Origin of the sequence: Novosphingobium sp. MMS21-SN21R (assembly GCF_031846015.1) — a bacterium.
In the GTDB taxonomy this organism is placed as follows: domain Bacteria; phylum Pseudomonadota; class Alphaproteobacteria; order Sphingomonadales; family Sphingomonadaceae; genus Novosphingobium.
In genome coordinates this window covers 797,139-824,137 of record NZ_JAVRDU010000001.1, presented here as the reverse complement: position 1 = coordinate 824,137, position 26,999 = coordinate 797,139, and the positions used below count along the sequence as shown (strand labels likewise).

21 protein-coding genes are annotated in these 26,999 nt (G+C 63.1%); 6 read left to right on the top strand and 15 right to left on the bottom strand.

Annotated features, from left to right (window positions below; genetic code table 11):
• Positions 1-23 precede the first annotated feature (23 nt).
• Positions 24-1,961, top strand: coding sequence for an alkyl sulfatase dimerization domain-containing protein (locus tag RM192_RS03855; protein WP_311506259.1), 1,938 nt, complete (start codon positions 24-26; stop codon positions 1,959-1,961).
• Here the strand turns inward: RM192_RS03855 and RM192_RS03850 are convergent.
• Positions 1,958-2,350 (bottom strand): cytochrome c family protein, encoded by a 393-nt coding sequence (locus tag RM192_RS03850; protein ID WP_311506258.1) that lies wholly within the window; start codon positions 2,348-2,350, stop codon positions 1,958-1,960. The two genes, RM192_RS03855 and RM192_RS03850, sit on opposite strands and share 4 nt — an antisense overlap.
• 171 nt (positions 2,351-2,521) lie before the next feature.
• Between RM192_RS03850 and RM192_RS03845 the strand changes: the two genes are divergently transcribed.
• Positions 2,522-3,925 (top strand): FAD-linked oxidase C-terminal domain-containing protein, encoded by a 1,404-nt coding sequence (locus RM192_RS03845; protein WP_311506257.1) that lies wholly within the window; start codon positions 2,522-2,524, stop codon positions 3,923-3,925.
• A gap of 72 nt (positions 3,926-3,997) precedes the next feature.
• Here RM192_RS03845 and RM192_RS03840 read toward each other — a convergent pair whose 3' ends face one another.
• From RM192_RS03840 to RM192_RS03820, 5 genes are all read right to left on the bottom strand, one after another.
• Entirely contained in the window at positions 3,998-6,019 is a 2,022-nt protein-coding gene (locus RM192_RS03840; RefSeq protein WP_311506256.1) for an acetyl/propionyl/methylcrotonyl-CoA carboxylase subunit alpha, read from the bottom strand.
• Between the two features lie 127 nt (positions 6,020-6,146).
• On the bottom strand, positions 6,147-8,273 hold the full coding sequence (gene scpA, locus RM192_RS03835; RefSeq protein WP_311506255.1) for a methylmalonyl-CoA mutase: 2,127 nt from the start codon (positions 8,271-8,273) through the stop codon (positions 6,147-6,149).
• A 188-nt stretch (positions 8,274-8,461) separates the two neighbouring features.
• Positions 8,462-8,899, bottom strand: coding sequence for a methylmalonyl-CoA epimerase (gene mce, locus RM192_RS03830; protein WP_311506254.1), 438 nt, complete (start codon positions 8,897-8,899; stop codon positions 8,462-8,464).
• Between the two features lies 1 nt (position 8,900).
• The gene (locus RM192_RS03825) at positions 8,901-10,079 is read right to left on the bottom strand and encodes an acetyl-CoA C-acyltransferase family protein (RefSeq protein ID WP_311506253.1); all 1,179 of its coding nucleotides are present in this window, start codon (positions 10,077-10,079) and stop codon (positions 8,901-8,903) included.
• Positions 10,080-10,119: 40 nt separating this feature from the next.
• The gene (locus RM192_RS03820; protein ID WP_311506252.1) at positions 10,120-11,646 is read right to left on the bottom strand and encodes an acyl-CoA carboxylase subunit beta; all 1,527 of its coding nucleotides are present in this window, start codon (positions 11,644-11,646) and stop codon (positions 10,120-10,122) included.
• A 117-nt stretch (positions 11,647-11,763) separates the two neighbouring features.
• On the opposite strand from RM192_RS03820, the gene RM192_RS03815 reads away from it, so the two are divergent.
• Positions 11,764-13,173, top strand: coding sequence for a short-chain fatty acyl-CoA regulator family protein (locus RM192_RS03815; RefSeq protein ID WP_311506251.1), 1,410 nt, complete (start codon positions 11,764-11,766; stop codon positions 13,171-13,173).
• A 35-nt stretch (positions 13,174-13,208) separates the two neighbouring features.
• On the opposite strand, the gene RM192_RS03810 is transcribed toward RM192_RS03815, so the two are convergent.
• A complete protein-coding gene (locus RM192_RS03810) occupies positions 13,209-13,589 on the bottom strand; it encodes a VOC family protein (RefSeq protein ID WP_311506250.1) in 381 nt (126 codons plus the stop codon).
• Between the two features lie 118 nt (positions 13,590-13,707).
• Entirely contained in the window at positions 13,708-14,964 is a 1,257-nt protein-coding gene (locus RM192_RS03805; RefSeq protein WP_311506249.1) for a dipeptidase, read from the bottom strand.
• Between the two features lie 144 nt (positions 14,965-15,108).
• Between RM192_RS03805 and RM192_RS03800 the strand changes: the two genes are divergently transcribed.
• Both RM192_RS03800 and RM192_RS03795 read left to right on the top strand, forming a co-directional pair.
• Entirely contained in the window at positions 15,109-15,432 is a 324-nt protein-coding gene (locus RM192_RS03800; RefSeq protein ID WP_311506248.1) for a hypothetical protein, read from the top strand.
• Complete coding sequence (locus RM192_RS03795) at positions 15,425-16,975, top strand: methyl-accepting chemotaxis protein (protein ID WP_311506247.1); 1,551 nt, start codon at positions 15,425-15,427, stop codon at positions 16,973-16,975. The genes RM192_RS03800 and RM192_RS03795 overlap by 8 nt, the downstream gene beginning before the upstream one ends.
• A 43-nt stretch (positions 16,976-17,018) precedes the next feature.
• Here the strand turns inward: RM192_RS03795 and RM192_RS03790 are convergent, their stop codons facing one another.
• Both RM192_RS03790 and RM192_RS03785 read right to left on the bottom strand, forming a co-directional pair.
• The gene (locus tag RM192_RS03790; RefSeq protein ID WP_311506246.1) at positions 17,019-18,317 is read right to left on the bottom strand and encodes an MFS transporter; all 1,299 of its coding nucleotides are present in this window, start codon (positions 18,315-18,317) and stop codon (positions 17,019-17,021) included.
• 58 nt (positions 18,318-18,375) lie between these two features.
• The gene (locus tag RM192_RS03785) at positions 18,376-18,849 is read right to left on the bottom strand and encodes a MarR family transcriptional regulator (protein ID WP_311506245.1); all 474 of its coding nucleotides are present in this window, start codon (positions 18,847-18,849) and stop codon (positions 18,376-18,378) included.
• A gap of 77 nt (positions 18,850-18,926) precedes the next feature.
• On the opposite strand from RM192_RS03785, the gene RM192_RS03780 reads away from it, so the two are divergent.
• Positions 18,927-20,411, top strand: coding sequence for a carotenoid oxygenase family protein (locus RM192_RS03780; protein ID WP_311506244.1), 1,485 nt, complete (start codon positions 18,927-18,929; stop codon positions 20,409-20,411).
• Positions 20,412-20,480: 69 nt separating this feature from the next.
• Here the strand turns inward: RM192_RS03780 and RM192_RS03775 are convergent, their stop codons facing one another.
• The 5 genes from RM192_RS03775 to RM192_RS03755 all read right to left on the bottom strand — a co-directional run bounded on the left by RM192_RS03775 (position 20,481) and on the right by RM192_RS03755 (position 26,907).
• Positions 20,481-22,076, bottom strand: a complete 1,596-nt coding sequence (locus RM192_RS03775; RefSeq protein WP_311506243.1) for an MFS transporter — start codon at positions 22,074-22,076, stop codon at positions 20,481-20,483.
• A 22-nt stretch (positions 22,077-22,098) separates the two neighbouring features.
• A complete protein-coding gene (locus tag RM192_RS03770; protein WP_311506242.1) occupies positions 22,099-23,154 on the bottom strand; it encodes an amidohydrolase family protein in 1,056 nt (351 codons plus the stop codon).
• Between the two features lie 27 nt (positions 23,155-23,181).
• Positions 23,182-24,612: an NAD-dependent succinate-semialdehyde dehydrogenase gene (locus tag RM192_RS03765; protein WP_311506241.1), complete on the bottom strand. Its 1,431-nt coding sequence runs from the start codon at positions 24,610-24,612 to the stop codon at positions 23,182-23,184.
• Positions 24,613-24,672: 60 nt separating this feature from the next.
• Positions 24,673-25,413: a nuclear transport factor 2 family protein gene (locus RM192_RS03760; protein WP_311506240.1), complete on the bottom strand. Its 741-nt coding sequence runs from the start codon at positions 25,411-25,413 to the stop codon at positions 24,673-24,675.
• A gap of 90 nt (positions 25,414-25,503) precedes the next feature.
• A complete protein-coding gene (locus RM192_RS03755; protein WP_311506239.1) occupies positions 25,504-26,907 on the bottom strand; it encodes an MFS transporter in 1,404 nt (467 codons plus the stop codon).
• Between the last annotated feature and the right edge of the window lie 92 nt (positions 26,908-26,999).

Sequence of the window (26,999 nt, the reverse complement as noted above, 5' to 3'; positions counted from 1 at the left end):
ATCAGCAGGGGACCGTGAGAGGCATGTCAGACAAGATACTTCGCTGGCTGGCATTGGCCTGCGCGGCCAGCACGCTGGTACCGCAACCTGCTTTGGCCGATGTGCCCAGCGAGGCGACGCGCAAAGCCAATGCCGCGGCGGTGCTGGACTTGCCAATGGCGGACCGCCGCGATTTCGACTTTGCGGCACGCGGACTCGTCGCCACGCGCAAGGACCCCGTAATCCGCGATGCGGCGGGCAAGCCGGTGTGGGACACCGCTGCGCTCGCCTTTGCGAAGGGCGACGCGCCTGCCAGCGTTCACCCCAGCCTGTGGCGACACGCGCAAGTGCTCGGCAAGGCGGGACTATTCAAGGTGACCGACCACATCTGGCAGGTGCGCGGGTTCGATGTTGCCAACATCACCTTCGTGCGCGGCGAAAAGGGCTGGATCGTGATCGATCCGCTGACGGCGACCGAAACTGCCGCAGCAGCCTATGACCTGATCAGCGAAAAGGTCGCACGGCTGCCGGTCAGCGCGATGATCTACACGCACAGCCATGTCGATCATTTCGGCGGTGCCGGGGCTTTTTCCGCGGCGCTCGCCAAGGATGCGCCGATCCTCGCACCGCAGGGATTCACCCGCGCGGCGGTGAGCGAGAACGTGATAGCGGGACCGGCGATGGGGCGCCGCGCGGGCTATCAGTTCGGTATGGGCCTGCCCAAGAGCGCAGAAGGATCAATGGGCTCTGGCATCGGCATCGGCGTTGCAGGCGGCACCCGCAGCCTCATGCCGCCGACGCGCGAGATTTCAGAGACCGGCACCGAAATGACCATCGACGGCGTGCGCATGCGCTTTCAGGTGACCCCCGGCACCGAAGCGCCTGCGGAAATGAACCTCGGTTTCCCGGACTGGAAAGTCGCGGACCTTGCCGAAAACGCGAACGTCAGCCAGCACAACATCCTCACCCCGCGCGGCGCGGTGATTCGCGATGCCAAGGCCTGGGCGCAGGGCCTGACCGAGGCGATCGACTTCTTTTCCGGGTCCGACGTCCTCATCACCAGCCACGGCTGGCCGCGCTTCGGCGCGGGCGAGATCACGGACTATCTCGGCAAGCACCGTGATGCCTACGCCTACCTGCACGACCAGACCGTGCGGCTGATGAACAAGGGGCTGACCGGCCCGGAGATCGGCGCCAAGCTCACCCTGCCCCCGGCGCTGGCGCAGCAGTGGTACGACCGGCCCTATTACGGATCGTACAGCTTCAACAGCCGCGCCGTCTACCAGTTCTACATGGGCTGGTATGATGGCAATCCGGTGCACCTTGCACCCTTGCCGCCTGAGGATGGAGCGCGGCGCTATGTCGAGGCTCTGGGCGGGCCGGCGCGCGTGCGTGCGCTGGCAGGGGAGGCTTTTGCCAAGGGCGATTACCCTTGGGCCGCCGAATTGCTCGACAAGGCCATCTTTGCAGATGGATCGGATGCGGAAGCCAAGGCACTGCTCGCCCGGACCTACCGCCAGCTTGCCTATCAGAGCGAGAACGCGCTGTGGCGCAACATATACCTGAGCGGGGCGCGTGAACTCGACAACGGCATCGCAGCCGAAGACCCGACCGGCGGCGCCGCGCTCATCAGCCAGTTGCCACCCGCCGATCTGTTCGATGTCCTGGCGGTGCGGCTCGATCCGGCCAAGGCGGATGACAGTGCGCTGACGTTGGGATTTGTCTTCCCGGACCGGGCGCAGGAACACACGATCACTGTGGCCAATGGCGTGCTGGTGCACCGCCCCGGCCTGCGTGAAGGACGACAGGGGACGTTGACGGTGCGTTATACCGATCTGCTCGGCGCACTGTTCGGCGGAAAGCCGCTCGCTACGAAAGTCGCATCGGGGGATGCCCAAATCGACGGTGATCCGGCCGCATTTGCCCGCCTGATCGGCTGGCTCGACAAGCCGGACCCCGCCTTTGCGATCGTTACGCCTTAGGGAGCCGGATTTTTAAGATATGCGATGACATTGGCGCGGTCAGCCGGAGTGGGAATGCCGGCAAAGGCCATCGACGTGCCGGGCACGACGGCCGACGGCTTGGTCAGCCATTTGTCGAGCGTCGCCTCGTCCCACTTGAGCTTGGCCTTCTGCATTGCCGCCGAATACTTGAAACCCTGCGCAGCAGCAGCCTTGCGGCCGACCACGCCCGAAAGGTTCGGACCCATCTTCGGGCCTGCGCTTGGCGTTACTGCATGGCACGCGACGCAGCGCATGAACACTTTCTTGCCCAGCACCGGATCCCCCTTGGCCTGAGCGAACGCCGTGCCGCCTGCCAGAGCCGAGGTCGCCAGACCCACTACAACCATCGCACCTGTAAACTTGCCCATCGACCAACCCTGCCTTGTTTGCATCCACCCTATCCGGACCAGCCGGTGAAGGGCCATCATTTCGCTTTGGCGCTGTATCCCGGCTGAACGGTCATGCGCCATAGCAGAAATGTGCATCACTCAAAAAAGGTGGTCTTCGCAAGTAGACTATGGAAGCGCTAGACTTCGGCCATGGACCTCTCCCGACTCCCCGCCGTGCCGCCGCTACCATCAGGCTTCTCCGGTCTGCTGCGCGCCCGCTTTGGCGAGGCCTGCCAGACCTCCGAGGCCATCCGCACGCAGCACGGCGCGAGCGAATCGCATTTCCCCACCGTATTGCCGGGCGCCGTGGTCTTTGCCGCATCGACGCAAGACGTGGTCGATTGCGTGAACCTGTGCCGCGAGCACGGCGTCGCCATCGTGCCATTCGGTGCGGGCACATCGCTCGAAGGCCACACGCTCCCACTGTCAGGCGGGGTCAGCCTTGACCTCTCGCGCATGGACGCTGTGGTCGCGGTGAACCACGCGGACTTCGACTGCGTGATCCAGCCCGGCATCCGGCGTGAGGCGCTGAACGCGCACTTGCGCGATACGGGACTGTTCTTCCCCATCGACCCCGGCGCCAACGCTACCATCGGCGGGATGGCGGCCACGCGCGCCTCGGGCACCAATGCCGTGCGATATGGCACGATGCGCGAGGCGGTGCTGGGGCTGGAAGTCGTCACCGCGCAAGGCAAAGTCATCCGCACTGGCAAGCGCGCGAAGAAATCCGCCAATGGCTATGACCTGACCCGGCTTTATGTGGGATCGGAAGGCACGCTGGGGATCATCACCGAGATCACGCTGCGCCTGCATCCGATGCCAGAGGCGATCATGGCGGCGTGCTGCGCGTTCGAGACGCTCGAAGGCGCGGTCGATACCGTGGTGCAGGCGTTCCATTGCGGCGTGCCGATGGCGCGGATCGAATTGCTCGACACCGCGCTGGTGCGCGCGGTCAACCGCTGGTCGAAACTCGAAATGCCCGAAGCGCCGACGCTGATGTTCGAGTTCCACGGCAGCCCGGCGGGCGTGACCGAGCAGGTCGAGACGATCCGCGCGCTGGCCGCTGCCAATGGCGGCGGCGAATTCGTCTGGGCGGAGAAGACCGAGGATCGCACCCGGCTGTGGCGCGCGCGGCACGAGGCCTATTACGCCTCGATTGCGGTGCGGGCGGGCGCCATCGGCTGGACCACCGATGTCTGCGTGCCGATGAGCCGCCTTGCCGAATGCATCACACAGACCCGCGCGGAGCTGGACCGCTCAGCCATCCCGACAACCATCGTCGGCCATGTGGGTGACGGTAACTTCCACGTGCTCTTCGCCATCGATCCAGATTCGCCTGCCGAACTGGCCGAAGTCGAGGCGCTGAACGCAAGTATCGTCGAACGTGCGCTCGCTGCCGACGGCACTTGCAGCGGCGAACACGGCATCGGCCTTGGCAAGCAGGAATGGTTGATTGCCGAGCTGGGCGAGGACGCGGTGGACGTGATGCGCACGCTCAAGCGGGCGCTGGACCCGGACGGGTTGTTCAATCCGGGGAAGATATTTTCGATGTAGACGGGGGAATGAGTGCCCCCCCCCCCCCGCAGCCCCGCCCGCTCGCGGTAGGGAGATAGCTCCCCCGCCCCATCACTCCATTTCGAGAATGATCGCGTCCACGGCAAGGCTGTCGCCTGCCTTGGCGTTGACCAACTTCACCTTGCCCGACTTCTCGGCGCGCAGGATGTTTTCCATTTTCATGGCTTCGACGACCGCCAGCGGTTGACCGGCCTCGACCGTATCACCCACGCCGACGTTGAGCGTGACGAGCAGGCCCGGCATCGGGCAGATCAGGAACTTCGAAAGGTCGGGCGGGATCTTTTCGATCATGTGCTGGGTGTAGGGCGCGATGTGCGCGGGCAGGACCTGCACGCTGTGGATGCTCCCCCGCGTCGTCAGTTTGAAGCCCGCACGGGTGGGCTCGACCTTGACCGAGAGCGGCCTTTCATCGATCTCGCAATGCACCATCCGGTCACCCGGCGTGTATTCCAGCGCAAGATTGATGGCCTTGCCGTCCACCGTCACTTCGTCCTCGTCGAGCGCAACCGTGTAGGTCGTGCCCGCGATCTTCACCGCCCATTCGTAAGGCGGATCGAGTTCGTCGCCGAGTTGGCTGTCCACACGGCGGGCACGGTCGGACCGGGCCGTGGCGAGGAATGCGGCAAGCGCTGCCAGCGTCTGCTTGAGGTCTTCGCCTGTCGCCGCGCCATGGAAACCTTCGGGATATTCCTCCGCGATGAAGCCGGTGGTCAATTCGCCAGAACGGAAGCGCGGATGCTGCATGATGGCGCTGACAAAATCGATGTTGTGGCCAAGGCCTTCGATCTCGAAGGCATCAAGCGCCTCGATCTGCTTGTCCGCAGCGGCATCGCGCGTCGGCCCCCAGGTGATCAGCTTGGCGATCATCGGATCGTAGAACATCGACACTTCGCCGCCTTCATAGACGCCGTCATCCACGCGCACGCCGTCCACGCCGCGGCGCCCATTTTCCGCGCCGTCATCTTCCCAACCGGCGACCGGCGGGTTGTAGCGGATCAGGCGACCGGTCGAGGGCAGGAACCCGCGATAAGGGTCCTCGGCATAGACGCGGTTTTCGATCGCCCAGCCGTCGATCTTGATGTCGTCCTGCGTCATGGCCAGCTTCTCGCCGTAAGCCACGCGGATCATCTGCTCGACCAGATCGATGCCGGTGATCGCTTCGGTGACGGGATGCTCCACCTGCAGGCGGGTGTTCATTTCAAGGAAGTAGAAGCTCTCGCCCGTCGGGTCCGCGCCCGAGACGATCAGTTCAACCGTGCCCGCGCTGTAATACCCCACCGCGCGGCTCAGCGCGACGCATTGTTCACCCATCGCTTTGCGCATCTTGGGTGTGACGAACGGCGAAGGCGCTTCCTCGACCACCTTCTGGTGGCGGCGCTGGATCGAGCATTCACGCTCGTTCAGGTAAAGAATGTTGCCGTGCTTGTCGCCGAGGATCTGGATCTCGATATGGCGCGGATTGAGGATGAACTTTTCGATGAACACGCGGTCATCGCCGAAAGAATTCAGGCCCTCGCGCTTGGTCGCCTCGAAGCCCTCGCGCACGTCCTGCTCGTTATAGGCAAGGCGCATACCCTTGCCGCCGCCGCCTGCAGAGGCCTTCATCATCACCGGATAGCCGATCTCTTCCGAGATGCGCACGGCGTGTTCGGTATCGTCGATTTCGCCCACGAAACCGGGCACGACGTTGACGCCCGCCTTCAGGGCCAGCTTCTTGGATTCGATCTTGTCGCCCATCGCGGCAATGGCGTTCACCGGAGGCCCGACAAACGCGATGCCTTCAGCGGCCAGTGCCTCGGCGAAGCTCGTGCGCTCGGAGAGGAACCCGTACCCCGGATGCACAGCGTCCGCGCCGGTCTGCTTGGCCGCCGCAATGATCTTGTCCGCGATCAGGTAGCTTTCCGACGCGGGTGAAGGTCCGATGTGCACCGCCTCGTCTGCCATCTGGACAAACGGCGCGCGGGCATCGGCGTCCGAATATACTGCAACCGTCTGGATACCCATGCGGCGCGCCGTCTTGATAACCCGGCAAGCGATTTCGCCACGGTTGGCGATCAGGATTTTCTTGAACACTCTGGCGCTCCCCTCCCGCTTGCTGAAGGGGCCGGGGGTGGGCCTTGCTCCTGCAAGCTTCGGTCAATGATAGAGAGGTGGGATGCCCACCCCTAACCCCTCCCGCAAGCGGGAGGGGGACAATAAATCAAGCGTCCGCAGGCGGCATATTATGCCCCAGCAGGCGCAGCATATCAGCCGCAGCTTCGACCACGTTGGTGCCCGGGCCGTAGATGCCCTGTACGCCGGCTTCGCGCAGGAAGTCGTAGTCCTGCGGCGGGATCACGCCGCCTGCGACGACCTTGATGTCGCTGCGTCCGGCGGCGCGCAGGTGACCGATCAGTTCGGGGATCAGGGTCTTGTGACCTGCCGCCAGCGACGAGGCACCGATGGCGTCCACGTCCTTTTCGAGCGCCAGCTTTGCGGCCTCCTCGGGCGTCTGGAACAGCGGGCCGCTGGTGACATCGAAGCCCATGTCACCAAAGGCCGACGCGATCACGTTCGCGCCGCGATCGTGGCCGTCCTGGCCCATCTTGGCGACGAGCATGCGCGGGGTGCGGCCGAGGCGGCGACCGACGGCTTCTACGCCTTCGACCACTTGGTTGTAGCGGCTGTCGCCCGCGTAGGCCGAACCGTAGACGCCCTTGACCGGGGTCGGGAACGTGCCGTGGCGGCCAAACACCAGTTCCATCGCGTCGGAAATTTCGCCCAGCGTGGCGCGGTGGCGTGCGGCTTCGACCGCGAGTTCGAGCAAGTTACCGCCGGTCTTCGCGCCTTCGGTCAGCGCGTTGAGCGCTGCACGGCACTTCGTTTCGTCGCGGTTCTCGCGCACCCACTTGAGTCGGGCGATCTGGCCCTGACGCACCTTGTCGTTATCGATGTCGAGCGTTTCGAGCAGGTCTTCGGTGGCGAGGCGGTACTTGTTCACGCCGACGATCACGTCTTCGGCGCGGTCAACGCGCGCCTGACGTCCGGCTGCGGCTTCCTCGATCATCGCCTTGGGCCAGCCCGCCGCCACGGCCTTGGCCATGCCGCCTTCGCTCTCGACGCGCTCGATGATTTCCCACGCCTTGTCGACCAGTTCCTGGGTCAGGCTTTCGATGTAGTACGACCCGCCGAGCGGATCGACCACGTTGCACATGCCCGTCTCTTCCTGGATCACGATCTGCGTGTTGCGCGCGATGCGGGCGGAAAAGTCGGTCGGCAGTGCGATGGCTTCATCGAGCGCATTGGTGTGCAGCGACTGGGTGCCGCCCAGCATCGCGGCCATCGCCTCGATCGTCGTGCGGATGACGTTGTTGTAGGGGTCCTGCTCCTGCAAGCTGACGCCCGAGGTCTGGCAGTGGGTGCGCAGCATCTTGCTGCGTTCGTCCTGCGCGCCCAGCTTGGTCATCACGCGGTGCCACAGCACGCGCGCGGCGCGCAGCTTGGCCACTTCCATGAAGAAGTTCATGCCGATGGCGAAGAAGAATGACAGGCGGCCCGCAAACTTGTCGATGTCCAGCCCTGAGGCCACGCCGTACTTCACATATTCCATGCCGTCGGCGATGGTGAACGCCAGTTCCTGAACCTGCGTCGCGCCCGCTTCCTGCATGTGATAGCCGGAAATCGAGATCGAGTTGAACTTGGGCATCTCGCGGCTGGTGTAGCCGAAAATGTCCGAGATGATCCGCATCGATGGCTCGGGCGGGTAGATGTAGGTGTTGCGGACCATGAACTCCTTGAGGATGTCGTTCTGGATGGTCCCATCGAGCAGCTTGCGGTCAACGCCTTGCTCTTCACCGGCAACGATAAAGAACGCGAGGATCGGGATGACCGCGCCGTTCATGGTCATCGACACCGACATCTGATCGAGCGGAATGCCGTCGAACAGGATCTTCATGTCTTCGACCGAATCGATGGCGACGCCCGCCTTGCCGACGTCGCCGGTTACGCGCGGGTGATCGGAGTCATAGCCACGGTGCGTGGCAAGATCGAAAGCAACCGAGAGGCCCTTCTGGCCCGCAGCAAGGTTGCGGCGGTAGAAGGCGTTGGATTCCTCGGCGGTAGAGAAACCGGCGTACTGGCGGATGGTCCAGGGACGGCCCGCATACATCGAGGCCCGCACGCCGCGCGTGAACGGCGCGAAGCCGGGCAGACCTGGGTCAACCGTCACATCCTCGGCGGTGTAGAGCGGCTTGACGGCGATGCCTTCCGGCGTCTGCCAGGTCAGATCCTTGCCCTTGACTTCCTTGGTGGCGGCGGCTTGCCAATCGGCCAGTGTCTTGTCGGTCATCGTCCGTCCTTTTTCCTCCCCCTTGATGAGGGAGGGATGCGAAGACTTGGCAGCGTGCTGCCTAGTCGTAGCTGGGTGGGGGTGACTGCGTCTGCAGTGCGAGGCCCCTCACCCCCATCCAACTTAGCCTATCCCCTTGCAGGGACCAGGCTTCGTATCCTTCCCCATCAAGGGGGAAGGACTTAACCTCAATGTCCGGCCCCCGGCACTTCCATGATCTCGGTCAGTTGCCCGCCCATGTCCTTGGGGTGCACGAAAAAGATCAGCGTACCATGCGCGCCGATGCGGGGTTCGCCCAGCACGCGCTTGCCCTGAGCTTCAAACCACGCCTTGGCGGCGTGAATGTCGGGAACCTCGTAACAAAGGTGGTGCTGGCCGCCCAATGGGTTGGCCGCGAGCCACTTGCCCACCGCGCTGTCCGGACTGGTCGGCTGGATCAGCTCGATCTGCGTGCCCGCAGTTCCGTTCTCGCCCGGCGTGTTCACGAAACAGACCCGGACCTGCTGGCTTTCCAGCACGAACGGTTCGGTGATGTCGGCCGCCCCCATCACATCCCGGTAGAATGCGATGGAAGCGTCGATATCGGGCGTGGCGACGCCGATGTGGTTGAGGCGGCCCAGCTTCACATCAGACCCTTTCGACGACCATGGCGATGCCCTGACCGCCGCCGATGCACATCGTGATCAGGCCATACTTGCCGCCGGTGCGCTGCAGTTCGTAGATCGTCTTGACCGTCAGGATCGCCCCGGTGCCGCCGATAGGATGGCCGAGCGAAATGCCCGAGCCGTTGGGGTTGGTCTTGACCGGATCGAATCCCAGTTCCTTGGCCACACCGCAAGCCTGCGCGGCGAAGGCCTCGTTCGCTTCGATCACATCCATCTGGTCGAGCGTCAGGCCTGCGCGCTTGAGCGCGATTGGCACGGCGTTGACCGGGCCAAGACCCATCAGCTCCGGTTCAAGCCCGGCGTGACCCCAACCGAGGATCTTCGCCATCGGCTTCAGGCCCAATTCAGCAACCGCTTCGCCGCTCGCCAGAACGACGGCGCCTGCGCCATCGTTGAGGCCCGAGGCATTGCCTGCGGTAACCGAACCGTCCTTCTTGAACACTGGCTTCAGGCCGGCAAGGGCCTCAAGCGTGGTATTGCCGCGCACATGCTCATCGGTATCGAAAACGGTCGTGCCCTTGCGGGTCTTGATCTCGACCGGGACGATCTGGTCCTTGAAATAGCCGTTAGCGATGGCAGCAGCGGCGCGGGTCTGGCTGAGCACTGCCAGCGCATCCTGCTCTTCGCGCGAGATCGAGCAGCGTTCGGCTACGTTCTCGGCCGTTATGCCCATGTGGAAACCTTCGAACGGATCGTGCAATGCACCGAGCATCGCGTCTTCGAACACCAGGTTGCCCATTTTGACGCCGTTGCGGCCCGCGCCGGTCATGTGCGGCGCGTTCGACATCGATTCCGCTCCGGCGCCGATGGCAACGTTGTATTCGCCCAGCGCAATCCCTTGCGCGGCCGAGACGATGGCCTGCAGGCCCGAGCCGCACAGACGGTTGACGTTCATGGCAGGCGCGCTGATCGGAACGCCTGCGTTTACGGCAGCGACGCGGCTTACGTAGGCGTCCTTGGGCTGGGTCGCTACGACCGTGCCGACGACGACGTTCTGGACCTTGTCCGCCGAAATTCCGGCGCGCTCGATCGCGGCCTTCATCACGATGGTGCCGAGTTCAGCGGGACGGAGCGAGGCGAGACTGCCACCGAATGAACCGATGGCCGTGCGGGCACCCGATACGATGTAGATGTCGTTCATGTCAGTCTTTCCCAAAAATTTCGGCCCGGATTGCCCGGCGTCACAGCGGAATGTTGTCGTGCTTCTTCCACGGGTTCTCGAGGCTCTTGGTCTTGAGCTTGCGGAGGCCCAGAGCGACGCGGCGGCGGGTCGAATGCGGGTGGATCACTTCATCGACGAAGCCCTTGCTTGCCGCCACGAACGGGTTGGCAAAGCGGTCTTCGTATTCCTTGGTCTTCTCGGCGATGCCTTCGGGGCCGAGGCCGCGGAAGATGATCTCGACCGCACCCTTGGCACCCATCACCGCGATTTCGGCGGTGGGCCAGGCGTAGTTGAGATCGCCGCGCAGGTGCTTGGAGGCCATCACGTCGTAAGCGCCGCCATAGGCCTTGCGGGTGATCACGGTGATCTTGGGCACGGTCGCCTCGGCATAGGCGAACAGCAGCTTGGCGCCGTGCTTGATGATACCGTTGTGTTCCTGCGCCGTGCCCGGAAGGAAGCCCGGAACGTCGACGAAGGTCAGGATCGGGATGCTGAACGCATCGCAGAACCGCACGAACCGTGCCGCCTTCTTCGATGAGTTGATGTCGAGGACGCCCGCCAGAACCATCGGCTGGTTGGCGACTATGCCGACAGTGCGACCCTCGATACGGCCAAACCCGGTGATGATGTTGCCCGCATGCTTGGGCTGGATCTCGAAAAACTCGCCCTCGTCCACCGTCTTGGCGATGACTTCGTGCATGTCGTAGGGCTGCGCCGCCGAGGCAGGCACGATACTGTCGAGGCTGTGCTCAAGCCGGTCATAGGGGTCCGACGTGGGGCGCTCGGGCACCTCGTGGCGGTTCGAGAGCGGCAGGAAATCGAAGAAATCGCGCGCCGCGAGCAGCGCCTCGATGTCATTCTCCAGCGCAAGGTCGGCGACCGAGGTTTTGGTGGTGTGGGTGACTGCGCCGCCCAGCTCTTCCTGCGTAACAATCTCGTTGGTGACCGTCTTGACCACGTCCGGTCCGGTGACGAACATGTACGAGCTGTCCTTCACCATGAAGATGAAGTCGGTCATTGCCGGGCTGTAGACAGCGCCGCCCGCGCAAGGCCCCATAATCAGCGAAAGCTGCGGCACCACACCCGAGGCCAGCACATTGCGCTGGAACACTTCGGCATAGCCTCCAAGTGAGGCGACACCCTCCTGAATGCGTGCACCGCCCGAATCATTCAGGCCGATCACCGGCGCGCCGACTTTAAGCGCCATGTCCATGACCTTGCAGATCTTCTGCGCGTGGCGTTCGGACAGCGAGCCGCCGAACACGGTGAAGTCCTGACTGAATACATAGACGAGACGGCCGTTGATCGTGCCTGATCCGGTGACCACGCCGTCGCCCGGAATGACCGTGTCGGGCATGCCGAAATCGGTGCAGTTGTGTTCGACATACATGTCGACTTCTTCGAAGCTGCCTTCGTCGAGCAGCACCTTGAGGCGTTCGCGCGCGGTCAGCTTGCCCTTGGCGTGCTGTGCATCGATGCGCTTCTGCCCGCCACCCATGCGTGCCGCCTGACGGCGCTTTTCCATCTCGGCAATATTGGCAGACATACTTCAAACCCTCGCGTGACCGGCATTTGCAAGATTGCCGATGCGCCACGCGGCTTGCCAAGTCCAATGTTATTCTGCAAACTTGCGAACACGAACTTTGCAAATTGGACCCCCGGAATGGTCAGACGCAGGCTCTTTGCAGGACAGCAGTTGCGCACCTTGCGCACCACGCGCAAACTTCGGCAGGGCGAGATGGCATCGCTGATGGGGATCAGCGCATCCTATCTCTCGCAGCTCGAAAATGACGAACGCCCGCTGACTCCGGCGCTGACCGACCGGCTGCGCTCCGCATTCCCCGTGGACTGGGAGGATTTCGCCTCGGACCGGGTCGAGCCGGTGCTGTCGGCGCTGCGTGAGGCAGCGTCCGACCTGATGTTGGCGGGTAGCGCGTCGAGCGAACAGATCGAGCGTGTAGCCGAGCAATACCCTGCCTTCGCCGAGGCGTTCGTCCGGCTGCACGATCAGAGCCGCCGTTCGACCCAGCGGCTGGAAATCATTGACGAGGCGCTGGGGGCCGACAACATTTCGGGCGGGCGCCTTCCGTGGGAGGAAGTGCGCGACTGGTTCCATCACGCCAACAACTATGTCGACGCCATTGACCGTGCCGCCGAACGCCTGGCCCTGCGACTCTCAGGCACGGGCGTCTCGCCCTCGCTAGCCCAGATGGCAGGGTGGCTTGAAGCAAATGGCGTGACTGTGGAGTATGCTGTTGGCGGGGCCATGCGGCTGTTCGATCCGGTTGCCCAGCGGCTGACGCTCGACCCCAACCAGCCGATCGAGAGCGGGCGCTTCCAGATGGCCTACCAACTCGCCGCCCTGGCTCTGCGCGAGGAAATCGCCGCGATCGTGCAGGACGCCACGCTGCAGTCGGTTGCCGCGCGGCAATTGCTGACTGTAGGCCTCGGGAATTATGCCGCAGGGGCGCTGCTCATGCCTTACGAATGGTTCCGGGCGCGCGCGCGGGAATTGCGTCACGATATCGACCAGTTGCGCCAGACCTTCGGCACCAGCTTCGAACAGGCCTGCCACCGCATATCCACGCTCCAGCGGCCGCAGGCGCGTGGCATTCCGATGTTCTTCTGCAAGGTGGACATGGCCGGCAATATCACCAAGCGCCACTCGGCCACGCGGCTGCAGTTCGCGCGTTTCGGCGGCGCCTGCCCGCTATGGGTGGTGCACGAAGCCGTGGCGATCCCCGACCGCATCCACGTCCAGGCCGCTGAAATGCCCGATGGCGTGCGTTACGTCTCTATCGCCAAGGGCCTGGTGAAGCCGACCGGCAGCTATTACCGCCCGCCGCGCCGATATGCGGTGGCACTGGGTTGCGAGGCTGCGCTTGCCGACGAGTTCATCTATGCCGACGGGCTGAATCTCGAACGCCCTGAGACGGTCACTCGTATCGGCATTTCGTGCCGCATCTGTCCGCGCGACAACTGTGACCAGCGCGCGTTTCCGCCGAGCGACCGCGCGATCCTTGTCGATCCACACACGCGGGATCTGGTGCCCTACGGGATCACCGACATGTGAGCGGACGGGGATCACCCCGCCCGCTCAAGCGCTTATCAGGCGTTAGGGTTTGGCGCGAAGGTGCAGATCTTGTTGCCATCGGGATCGCGCAGATAGGCGCCGTACTGCTGGCCCGGCGCGTTGACGCGCACGCCCGGTTCACCTTCGCAGGTGCCACCATTTGCGAGGCCGGCTGCGTGCCATGCGTCAACCGCCGACGAATTCGCTGCCTTGAAGCCCAGCGTGTAGCCGTTCGACACGGTATGCGGCTCGCCGTTGCCGGGCTTGGCGACGATAAGCGAGCCTGCTTCCGAGGGGAATGCGGTGCCATGCGGAAGCGGCACAGCCGTGGTGTGGCCGAGGGTTTGCATAACTGCCGTATAGAACTTGCGCGACTTTTCGATGTCGTTGGTGCCAAGGAACGTATGGGTGAACATCAGGTCTCTCCTACAAGGCCGCTGCGGCCAGCTGGCGCTTGATGCACGAGGCGGTGCTCGCGCTCAAGCCCCTGCACGGGCGATGACGCCAGATGGAACTGGATAACATCTGATAAGGTCAGAAGCTGGTTTCGTTCTCGAGCGGAACGTCATTGCGGTGTGCTGTTGCATAGGTTTCCGCCGCTTTCATCACGCGCAGCATGTTGCGGCTGGAGAGCTTTTCAAGATCCGCCTGGCTCCAGCCGCGACGCGCCAGCTCGGTGAATAGCGCAGGATAGGCCGCAACGTCTTCGAGACCGGTGACGGTTGTGTCTACACCGTCGAGATCGCCGCCAAGACCGACGTGGTCCGCACCGATCAGCCTGGAGATGTGGTCAAGGTGGTCTGCAACGTCAGCCACACTGCCGCGCGGCATCGGATTGGCCTTGTCCCAATCGGTGAGCACTTGCGCAGCTGCCACCGGATCGCCCCGGTAAAGCGCCTTGGCGCGTGCCTGTTCGGCGTCGCGGGCAGCGCTCCACTGGCGGGCCGCCTCGACCACATAAGGCGGGTAGAAGTTGACCATGACGATCCCGCCGTTCGCCCCGATCAACCGCAGCGTGGCGTCAGAGATGTTGCGGGCATGATGGTTGATCGCGCGGGCATTGGAATGGCTGACGATCACCGGCGGGCCGCCTGTCGCCAGCGCGTCGGCCATGGTCGCCTCGCTGACATGGGCGAGATCGACCAGCATGCCGAGCCGCTGCATTTCGCGCACGACCTTGACGCCGAACGGGGTCAGGCCATCGTGCGCAGGCGCGTCGGTGCCGCTATCGGCCCAAGCGGTATTCTTGAAGTGCGTCAGCGTCATGTAGCGCGCGCCTAGCGCGTGCATCTGGCGCAGCACAGCCAGCGAACCACCAATGGAATGCCCGCCTTCCATCCCGATCAGCGAGGCGATGCGTCCCGCCTTCCGGGCGGCAACGACGCAGGTGCTGTCGAGGCACAGTTGCATCCGGTCAGGATAACGCGCGATGAGCCGCCGGGTCACGTCGATCTGTTCGAGTGTAGCCTGCACCGCCTGCGGTTCGGGCAGGTCGGCCGAAACGTATACGGACCAGAACTGCGCTCCAACCTTGCCAACCTTCAACCGGGAAAGGTCCGTCATCATCGCGGCGCGGTCGCTGGCGGCATCGGCGGTACTTTGGGTGTTTGTGAAATCAAAACCGTCGAGGATATTCTTGCGCCGCTCACGCAATTGCTCAGGCACGTCGTTGTGGCCATCAAAAACAGGTGCGACACGCAGGGCGGCGTTCGCGATCTCGTCGGGGGTCTTTGCAGCCGTTGCGCCGACAAGCAGGGCGGCGCAGGCAAGCAAGGCAACAGGCTTGATCATCGAGGGCTCCCGTAGCGTGGTCTGCGCACCATTGGCCTATTCCGCACCGGGCTCAAGAGCCGGGTGGTTGCGCAATTTAAGTATTGAAACGTAGCGTGTTGTGCCCCTGTTATAAGGGCACTCGCATTAGCAGGGACCATGGACTTGAACCGTGCGACCGACAGAACTCCGGGCAGGCGGGTACTCCGCTGGCAAGCGGGGGCTTTCGCCGCGCTCATCGGCTTTACCATGTTGGTGCCGCGCGACGGTTCGGCAACCGTTCTGATTCCGCTTTCCCGCGACCCGGTCACATCGCGCATCGGTGCCGAGATCGCGCGTGGCGCAAACATCGCCGGGATTGGCCCCGGCGGAAGTGTGGTGCTGGTCAACGCTGCCGAGGGGGTAACTCTGAGAGCTCTGCAAGGCGGCGTGCTGGCGCTCAATTTTCCCAAAGAAATCTGTAGCGGAAAGAGCATTACCAATGGATGACCTCGCTGAACTCCGGCAAAAAGGCATGCTCCTGCTGGCATGGATCGTTGCGGCCCTTCTCGCGGTGACCGCCATCGGAGCGTTCCGGGCGGATTCCGGCGTGACCCCGGTCATCCTCGCCCTGATCACCTCGGCGGGCCCCGCAACACTTGCGATGCGCGGCAACATCGACGCCAGCGCAAGAACGGCCATGGCACTTTCGATCACCGCCTTTCCCATGATCTGGCTCTATCAGTGGTCGGGCAGCGAAATGATGATCGATCTGCACATGGTATTCTTTGCCGCGCTGGCGATCCTTGCCGTTCTCGCAGATTGGCGGCCGATCATTGCAGGCGCGGCGGCGGTGGCTGTCCATCATCTGTCGACTAACTTCCTCGCCCCGTGGCTCGTCTATCCCGACGGACCCGACGTGATGCGGGTCGTGCTGCACGCCGTCGTCCTGATCGCTGAGGCCGGAGCGCTTGTCGCGCTTTGTCATCAACTGGAACTGTTGATCGTCCGCCAGGCCGAAGCACGCGAGGTCCAGGCATCGCTTGAACGAACTGCTGCCGAAGAACGGGCCGTTGTGGCGGCAGAGCAGAAGCAGGTCATCGACTCTATCGGGATCGAACTCGACGCGCTGGCTCGTGGCAATCTGACCGCCCGCATCCATGCACCCTTCCCACCCGCGTACGAACCCCTGCGCACCAGCTTCAATGCCGCTGTGGAAGATCTTGACGCGATCGTTTCGCAAATCCTTGCTTCTGTCGCGCAGATCAACACCGGCTCGAATGAAATCCGCACAGCGGCCGATGATCTTGCCCGCCGCACCGAGGAACAGGCCAGCGCTCTGGAACGCAACAGCGCAAGCACGCACAACCTGACCCGTCAGATCGAGGCAACCGCGAAATCGGCGGGCGATGTCAGCACTTCGGTGAAGACTGCGCAGCACGATGCCCAGACGGGCGGCGAAGTAGTGGAAGACGCCGTGACGGCCATGACGGCAATCGAGCGCTCGTCCAACGAAATTGCGCAGATCATCACGATCATCGATGGCATTGCATTCCAGACCAATCTGCTGGCGCTCAACGCGGGCGTGGAAGCGGCGCGCGCCGGCGATGCGGGACGCGGATTTGCGGTTGTTGCCAACGAAGTACGCGCTCTGGCTCAGCGTTCCGCCGATGCCGCGCACGACATCAAGACGCTGATCAACACATCTTCTGCGCAAGTGGGCCAGGGCGTCGACCTTGTGCGCAAGACCGGCGAAGTGCTGGGCACGATAGTTGAGCACGTTCGCAGCGTCGGACAAGCGATTCGCACCATAGCGAGCGAATCCGCCTCGCAGGCGACAGAACTTCACACAGTCAGCCAGACTTTCGCACAGATCGACAATGTCACCCAGCAGAACGCGGCCATGGTGGAGGAAAGCACAGCTGCTGCCCATGGCTTGCAACGGCAGGCCGACGCAATGAAGCAGCTGGTGGAGCGGTTCAAGACGTCGAACCCACGCGAGGGCAACGCTGGGACCGGCCGTTCGGCCACGAAATTTTCCGCTGCGGCCTGACAGCAAGGTCGGGCGCGGGGTCACCACGCCCGACGCTGCGCGATCACACGTCCTTGCGCAACATGAGCAAAAGCAGCGCCGCAATCACCGAGCCCATCGCCATGATGATCGACACACCAAGCAGGCCGACACCGGCTTGAGTGAACAGCACGCCCGCCAGGATCGGGGATCCGGCCGCGCCGATGCGGCCCGCGCCAATGGCAAAGCCCGTTCCCGTCGCCCGGACGTGGGTCGGGAAGCCAACCGCGAAGAGCGAATAGAACCCGACGATGGCCGAATTGGTGGCAAAGCCGGTGCAGAACACCGCAATCTTCCAACCGTCGAGCGTCTCGCGCCCTAACCCGAAGGCGACGACCGCAAGCGCGCCGGTGAACAGCATTGCGATGGTCGGCCACTTGAGCCCGAAGCGATGCATGGCAAAACCGAACAGCGCGCCGCCGGTTGCCCCGCCGATGTTCGCCCATACCAGCACGCTCGCGGCTTCGGGTTGGCTGTAGCCGAAGTCCGCAACGATCTTTGGCGACCATTTGAGAATGTAGTAGAACGTGATCGCGTGGAACGAATAGCCCAGCGTGAACAGCAGCGTTGTACGGATCAGGCCGGGTTTGAAAATGTCAAACACGCTCGGCTTATCGGCGTTTGCTGGTGCCTCCGGCAAGATCGTGGCAAGCGGCAGCGCGAGCTTGCGCAAAGAAACATTGACGTTCGCCAGCGCATCGGGATCGCGGCGGGTGACGTAATAGTCGGGCGTTTCAGGCACGAACAGGTACACCAGCGGGAGGAACACTGCGGTGGCAATCGCGCCGAATTCGAACACCAGCCGCCAGTCGCCGCCCTTGAGCAGATTGCCCGCGATGATGCCGCCGACAGTCGCGCCGATGGGATAGCCGATGACCATCAGGGCCATGGCCAGCGAGCGGCCCTTGAGGCTGGAGAACTCCGCCGTCACCGCATTGATTGCGGCCAGCATCCCGCCGATGCCGAGGCCGGTGACGAAGCGCCAAAGCGCCAGCCCGCTAGGGCTCTGCGAGGTCGTGGCGAGCCACATGCCGGTGGCCATGACGATCAGGCAGCCAAGGATCGTGGGACGACGCCCGAAACGGTCAGCCGCGCCGCCGAGCAGGATCGATCCGAAGCCCATGCCGATCAGTTCCATCGACAGCACGACGCCGAGCGCATCGCGCTGGATGCCCCATTCCTTGGCAATGCCGGGCGCAGCAAAGGCGCTCGACAGCACGTCGAAACCGTCCAGCGCATTGAGCGCGATCATCAGGGCAACTGCGATCCATTGGCGAACGCCCATCGGCGTCTGCTCGATCACCTGACGCGGTGTCTGTTCCATGCAGCCCGTTCCTCTCCCAGCGCTCATTGGCAAGACGCTTATTGCTATCGCTTATAACTTATTCGTGGATTCTGGAAAGCAGTTCGGTCAGCTGCTTCACTTCCTTGTCGGTGAAGCGGCTCTTTACCCATGCCTCGTGCTCGCCAATAGCCCGCTTGGCCTTGGCCAGCATCTCGATGCCAGCCGGCTGCAAGTGCAGTGCCTGCTTCCGACCGTCCTTGTCCGAACGGTCCCGGCGGAGGAAATGCTTGGCCTGGAGCCGGTTGATGATGGCCATCGTTGTCGCGCGGTCCATGCGCAGGCGTTGCGCCAGATCAGTCTGCGCAATGCCGGGATGATCGTCGACCAGCCACAGCACGGAGACCTGCTTCTGTGTCAGATCAAGATCGGTGAACGTTTCAGTGAAGTGCCGCAGGCACGCGCCATGTGCCAGACGGATGTGAAATCCGAGGATTTCATTGATCGCCCCGATGTCGGCCTCATCGGTATGACCGACCGGCGCGATCGCATCGGCAAATTTGTCCTTGATCAATGCCCTGCCCCCAAGTGCTGTGGCGAATGCGCTTGTCTAATTGTTAGCATTACATACAATATCGCCAGGAGGATGCCATGTCTCAATTCCCGAACACCCCGAGCTTTACCGGATTCAACACACCCTCGCGGATCGAAGCGGATATCGCCGATCTAGCCCACGAAGGCACGATTCCCGAAGGGTTAAACGGCGCGTTCTATCGCGTCCAGCCCGACGCGCAGTTTCCTCCCCGGTTGGGTGACGACATCGCCTTCAACGGCGATGGCATGATCACCCGCTTCCACATCCACGACGGACAGGTGGATTTCCGCCAGCGCTGGGCCAAGACCGACAAGTGGAAGCTGGAAAAGGCTGCGGGCAAGGGCCTGTTCGGTGCCTATCGCAACCCGCTGACCGATGACGAGTCCGTGAAGGGCGAGTATCGCTCCACCGCCAACACCAACGCTTTCATCTTCGCCGGGAAGCTCTGGGCGATGAAGGAGGACAGCCCCGCGCTGGTGATGGACCCGGCGACGATGGAGACGTTCGGGTTCGAGAAGTTCGGCGGCAAGATGACCGGCCAGACCTTCACCGCGCACCCCAAGATCGATCCCAAGACCGGCAACATGGTCGCAATCGGCTATGCCGCAAGCGGACTGTGCACCGATGACGTGACCTACATGGAGATCAGCCCCGAAGGCGAGCTGATCCGCGAGATCTGGTTCAAGGTGCCCTACTACTGCATGATGCACGACTTCGGCATCACCGAAGATTACCTCGTCCTGCACATCGTGCCCTCGATCGGCAGCTGGGAGCGACTGGAGCAGGGCAAGCCTCACTTCGGCTTTGACACGACGATGCCGGTTCATCTGGGCATCATCCCGCGCCGTGATGGGGTAACCGATGCCGATATCCGCTGGTTCAAGCGCGACAACTGTTTTGCGTCGCATGTCCTGAACGCATGGCAGGAAGGGACCAAGGTCCACTTCCTGACCTGCGAGGCGAAGAACAACATGTTCCCGTTCTTCCCCGATGTGCACGGCGCACCATTCAACGGAATGGAGGCGATGAGCCACCTGACCGACTGGGTGGTCGACATGGCCAGCAACGGCGAGGACTTTGCCGAGATCGTCCAGTTGTCGGACACCGCCGCCGAATTCCCGCGCATCGATGACCGTTTTGCCGGGCAGAAGTCGCGCTATGGCTGGTTCCTTGAAATGGATATGAAGCGCCCGGTGGAACTGCGCGGCGGCAGTGCAGGCGGACTGCTGATGAATTGCCTGTTCCTCAAGGATCTTCAAAGCGGCAGCGAACAGCACTGGTGGTGCGGTCCGGTGTCGAGCTTGCAGGAACCGTGCTTCGTGCCGCGCACCAAGAATGCACCCGAAGGCGATGGTTGGATCGTCCAGGTGTGCAACAGGCTGGACGATCACCGCAGCGACCTCCTGATCTTCGATGCGCTCGACATCGAAAAGGGGCCGTTGGCGACGGTTAACATCCCGATCCGCCTGCGCTTCGGCCTCCACGGCAACTGGGCCGATGCTGACCAGATCGGTCTGTTGGCGCCGGAACTGGCTGCCTGATAATACCGAGCCGCCGCTGCCGACCGGAGAAATCCGGTTCGGCAAGCGGCGGCGAGGTGGCGGTTGACCTCAGCCTTCCGCCCGCTCCAGCAGCGCCGCCTCGTCCCGCTCTGCACGCTTCGCGATCAAGACCATCAGCACGACAATCGGAATCGCCACCGCGTTGATCGAGAGCATTGCGGTGCGCAAGGAGCCGGTCGCATCGGACACGAGGCCTACCACGTAAGGTCCGATACCCATGCCGAGGATGGTCATGACCAACAGATAGAAGCTGGCGGTCAGCCCGCGCATGCGCGGCAGGACCTGATCGTAGAGGATGGCATAGAGCGGCGGCATCCATCCGGTCAGGACGAAGCTGTAAAGCAGGAAGCGCAAGTAAAAGCTGCCGGGATCAGCAGCGAAGTAGACCCAGAACGACAAGAGCGGCGATACGCCCATTGCAAACAGCCCCACCCATGCGCGACCGCTACCGGGGAAACGCTGGTTGAGCCAATCGGACAGCGGCCCCCAGAGCAGCGGACCAAGGATACCCATGGCGGCCGAAAGCAGACCGAACTGAAGCGCAGTCTGCTGCATCGTCAGGCCATAGGTGCGGATCAGGAAACTGGGATTGAACGCCATCATCCCGTAATTGAGCGAGCACTGCAGCGTACCGACCGCGATGCACATCAACAGCGTGGGCGAGCGGGTGATCACGCGGAAGGCCTGAGCATCTCCCAGCTTCATGCCCTGCATCAGGTTGACGATCACGAACACGCCCAGCCCGATCACCATCCACTGCAAGGCGTGTGGATTGATGGAAACGCCGCCAATCTGCATCGCTGGCTTGGGGCTGATCACGTTGCTCAAGGTCGTCAGCGCCGCCGCTGTTGCGACGATCAGGGCCAGCGCGAGGAAATTGCCGCGCACCATGCCCGCGCTCGCGCCCCTGCCCTTCATGCCGAGCCAGTGGAAGCCGGGCGTGACCGACCCGAGCAGCGCGAAACTGGCCCGGAAAGGGTGGGGATCGGCAGGCGTTGCGATACCGTCCATCTGGCCGCGCACCGGCTCGCGCAAGTTCCACAGGAACGCTGCCAGAACGAAGCCCGGCGCGGCGGCGACAAGAAATGCAAACTGCCAGCCCCTGAGACCCAGTGGTGCGGTGGCCGCCGTGTAGGTCGCGTCCCACCAGTGCGCAGCAACGCCGCCGAGGATCAGCGACCCGCCGAGTCCCAGCGCAACTGCCGAGGCCATGACCGACATCACGAAACCGCGGCGGTGCTTGGGCCAGAAATCGTAGATCAGCGAAGTACCTGCAGGCTGCGTTGCCGCTTCGCCGATGCCGACGCCAAGACGCGACAAAGCCAGCATCGAAAAGCTGCTGGCGAGTCCGGCCAGACCGGTCGCCGCCGACCAGAACAGCAGGCTGAATGCCAGCAGCCGCGTGCGCACCCAGCCATCAGCCAGACGTCCGACCGGCAGCGAGAACAGCGCGTAGAAAAGGGCAAAAACCGTGCCGTAAAGCAGCCCCATCTCGGCATCACCGATCTTGAGATCGGCCTTGATCGCTGGAGCAAGGATCGCCAGAATCTGGCGATCGAGCAGGCTCATCGCATTGGTCAGCGCGACCAGCGCCAGCGCATACCATGCGCCGGGTGCGAGGGTGCGGCGCGGTTGCTCGCTCATCGTGTTCCTCTCAAGACCGGCGTCAAAGTTTGAACCAGCGCTCGGCGTTTGTCTGGAAGAACTTCTTCTTGGTTTCAGCGCTCATGTCCATGGCGTCCATGTCACGAACTTCCTGGGCCACGTACTGGTAGGGATAGTCCATCGCATACATCACGCGGTCTTCGCCCATGACCTGCTGGCAGAACTTGACCGCCGGTTCCCACGCTACGCCCGAATTGGTGACCAGCACGTTGGACTTGAGATACTCGGCAATCGTCTTCTTGAGCGGCTTCATCCGCTCGTACCGCTGCGAACGCACGCCTGCCTGATGCATGTAATCAAGACGGTAGAGCCAGTACGGCAGCGCCTCACCCATATGGCCAACCATGATCTGCAGGGTGGGATACTTGTCGAAGATGCCGATGGTGATCAGGCGCAACAGGTGCATCCCGGTCTCGACGCCGAACCCGAACACCGCACCATCGAGGCCCGCGTCGAGCATCGGCCCGATCATCGAATCGGGCGAGGTGGCGGGATGGATGTAGAGCGGCTGATCGACGTCGACGAGCGCGCGGAAGATCGGGTCGAAGAACTCCTCGTCCAGATACCGCCCTTGTGTGTGGCTGTTGATCTGGATGCCCTTGAAACCCAGTTCGTTCGCGCTGCGACGGATCTCTTGCGCCGACCATTCGGGATCCTGCGGCGCAACGGCGCCCATGCCGATGAAGCGGTCAGGATACTTCTCGCAGGCGTCTGCCAACTGGTCGTTCGCGCGGGAGGCAATGCCCTTTGCCTCTTCGGCATCGAGTATCGGCTGCACGCCAGGCGAGGTCAGCGCGAGAATCGCCTTGTCGATGCCCGTGGCGTCCATATCGGCGATGCGGCGCTCACCCAGATCGAGCAGGCGTTCGAGGATCTGCGTGGCGCGTTCCGATGGCGACGTGCCGTAAAAGCCCCAAAGCGAAACCATGCCCTTGTCGGCGGTGCCATCCTTGATCATGCGCAGGAAGGCATCAACCTGCTCGCGCGTGGCGAAGGCTTCTTCGGTGGCGATGCGCAGGTAGCCTTGGGGCCCGCCGGTCTTGAGTTCGTCGGTCATTATCGTCCTCTCCAGGAATTCTGCGTATCAGCCCTCGTGCACGGCCTTGGTCACAAGGCAGGCCATCAGGCCTTCCGGACCGTCCTCGGCTCCGTGCCCCGACCACTTTACACCGCCGAACGGCGAATCCGATCCGCCGATCATCGTGGTGTTGAGGCCGAGCATCCCCGTCTCGATTTCGCGGGCGAGGCGCTTCTGGCGCGCGGCGTTTTCGGTCCAGGCATAAGCGGCAAGGCCATAAGGCAAGCGGTTGGCCTCGGCGATCATCGCCTCTTCACCGCTGAACCGGTTGAGCAGCGCGACCGGACCGAACGGCTCCTCGTTCATGATCAGCGCATCGAGTGGGATTTCCGACAGGACTGTAGGCGCGTAGAAATAGCCAGCATTGCCAACACGCTGTCCGCCCGTATGCAGCTTCGCGCCGCGCGTCGTGGCATCGCCGATCAGGCGGTCCATCGCTTCGGGGCGCCGCGCATTGGCCATCGGTCCCATCTGCGAGCCTGCATCGAGGCCGTTACCGACCTTGATCGCCTTGGCCCGCTCGACAAACCCGTCACGGAAGCGCTCGAACACGCTTTCCTCGACGATGAAGCGGGTGGGGCTGACGCAAACTTGCCCTGCGTTGCGATACTTGTGCGGGACCACGGTATCCAGCGTGCGTTCGATATCGGCGTCGGCGAAGACAAGCACGGGGCCGTGCCCGCCCAGTTCCATCGTGGTGCGCAGCATGTTGTCGGTGGCCAGCCGCGCCAGGTGCTTGCCGATCACGGTAGAACCGGTGAACGACAGCTTGCGGATCACCGGCGAGCCGAGCAGGTGGCGGCTGACCTCGTCGGGCACGCCGAACACGGCCTGCGCCACTTCCTTGGGCAGGCCCGCGTCGAGCAGGCACTGCAGCACGCCCAATGCCGAAGCCGGGGTTTCTTCCGCAGCCTTGAGGATCACCGAGCAGCCCGCCGCGATCGGCGCGCCCAATTTGCGCCCCGGATTGCCGAGCGGGAAGTTCCACGGCGCAAACGCCGCGACCGGGCCGACCGGCTCATGCGTGACCGTGCTGCGCATACCCGCCGGGCGCACCAGCGTGCGACCATAGATGCGAAAGACTTCGCCGGCGTAGAAATTGAACAGCCCGACGTTCATCATCACTTCGATGCGCGCTTCGGGAAGGGTCTTGCCCTCCTCCATCGTCGCGATGCGCGCGAGATCTTCCTGCCGTTCGACCATCAGGCGCGCCGCACCTTGCAGCACGGCGGCCCGCTGTTGCGGGGTCGAATCACGCCAGATGCGAAAGCCTTTCGCCGCCGTTTCCAATGCGCGGTCAAGGTCCGCTGCATCGGCCAGCGGCAATTCGCCGATGGTTTCGCCCGTGGCGGGATTGACAACCGCGTGGGTACGGCGACCACCGCCAGCGATACGCTCACCGTCGATAACCATGTGAAGCGAAGGATAATCGGTCATTGGAATTCCATGCTTTTGCAGGCGAGAGCGGGAACGATCCACGCCCCCGCCCGCAATACCCTACTTGTTTGCGTTCTCGCGGTCGATGTCGCCCTGCCAGCGCTGCGCGACGATCTCCTCGCCCGTCACCGGGTGCTTCATGTGGAACGGGGTGATCTTGTGGGTCGGCCACAGCCAGTTGCCTTCGATCAGCACGTCGGGGCCGGTCGGGTCTTCGGGATAAGTGACCTTCGGGAACGGCACGAATTCCGGCGCGGTGTTCGCCCAGCCGGACTCATAGTGGCCGTGCCAGATCGGCATATAGTTCAGGCTGTGCATGCGCCAGATGCCGTCCACCTTCTTGTAGGTGTTCTCGTAGATCCCGCCTTCCCACCACTGGCGCGCCTTGAGATGCGGGGCATCACCTTCATAATCCTTGTGACGACCGGCCTGCATCATCGAGCGGGCGCGGCCATAAGCGGTCACACCATCGGGCTGGACGTTGATGATGTCCTGCAATTGCGGATGATCGAGCAGGAAGCCGTCAATCGGACCATTGTTGCCATATGTGAAGCGCTTCTGGAAACGTTCGACATAAAGGCGGCGCACGCCTTCCTTGCCCTTCCACACGCCGCCGAAGAAGCGCACTTCGCCATCGTCGGTGAACAGATCGACCGTCTCGTTGTAGAGGCACTTGTCGATCAGGTAACCATAGAGGTGTTGCAGCTTGCGGATGTCGAGTTCGTCCTCGCGCACGGTCAGGCGCTGCTCGAGTTCGGCAAGGCGGGTTTCAAGCGCGGCAATCTGATTGGTTTCGGACATGTCCAGCTCCCATGAATTTAGTTTGTGTTACTAACAAATTGCGGGATGGCGGCGGCGCTGTCAACGCCCCCCTTGCCCCGCCAATCGATTTTATCGGCCCGCGGCCTCGAGACGCGCCACTTCCTCGCGGTAAGGACGGATGCCGAAGAACATTGCGATGGTGGCGATGGGCAGCAAAACACCGGCGGTGATCACCAGCGCTTTCCACAAGTCCGCTTCGACCCCCACCACGCGCTGCGCCACCGTGCCGACGACGAAACTGCCCATCGCGCCGAAGAAAGTGAACATGAACAGATAGATGGCTGTGACCTGACCGCGCATCTCGTTGGGTGCTATGCGCTGGATCGCGGCATTCTGCGGGACCGCGCCTGCGAGCCCGAACATGCCGCCCAGCGCCATCACCGCAAGACTGGCCTCACCCGTCGGCATCATCGGCGACGCGATGGCGCAGATGGTGACCAGACCGAACAGGATCGTGGCGGCGCGGACATTGGCATCGGCATAGCGCTTGGCCAGCCATTCGACGAAGAAGCCGCCGAAAAAGATGCCCGCAAGCTGCGAGACCAGCAGCATCGGCGCCATGACCATGCCGATCTGCGCCTCGTCCCAGCCATAAGTGCGGATCATGAACGGCACGCGCCAGAAGGCGAGGCCGAATGTCTCGATGGCGGACAGCGCAAGGCCGATGAACAGCGGATAATAGACCCTGCCCCGCGCATGGATAGCCCTAGCCGCATTCAGTCCTGTAAAGGCAATGATGCGCTGTCCGAGGTTTGCTGCCGGAGCCACTTCGGCTTCCGCCTTGGGCAGCACGATCAGGCGAGGTGGCTCCTTGACCGTCAGCAGCAGCGCCGCAGCGCTCAGGCCAAGGACCGCCTGCCCCAGCAGGATAAGTTGCCAGTTGTGGACATGGAGGCCCAGCACGGTCTGGTCAGGCCACGTCGCGAGTTCGACGATCAACTTGCCGCCTGCCAGCACGCCGATAGTCGTCCCGCCGATAAAGCCGAGCTGGAGCAGCGAGAACGCGCGGGTGATTTTCTTGGGCGGAAAATAGTCCGCGATCATCGAATAGGCCGCAGGCGCGTGGGCCGATCCGCCTGCACCAAGGAACATCCGGCTGCCGACGAACTGCGCAAAACCCTGTGCCATTCCGCCAAGGGCCATGACCACACCGGTAGCCGCCATACCGCCTGCGAGCACGAACTTGCGCGGATAGATGTCGGCAAGGCGCGCCATCGGAATCCCGGCAAACACGAAGAAGATGACCGTTGCCGGACCACCCAGAAAGCCGAGCTGTTCATCGGTCAGCCCGAAATCGACCTTCACCCGCTGCGCCAGCATGCCGAAAACGGTCTGGTCGAAGAAGTTGAGAAACGTGGCGAGGATGATAACGAACAGCGCCCAATAGGCCGCCCCCGTTGACGGCCAGACCCGCTCTTGTGCAGATTGCGATTCTTCATTCCCGGAACCCGCCGCCGCGACGACACCTGCCATGACCTCTCCTCTCGTCCCGCGCCGGCCTCATTTCGAGAGGCCTTGTCGAAGCGGTGATATTGTTAGTCTTGCATACAATTCCGGACTGGTGA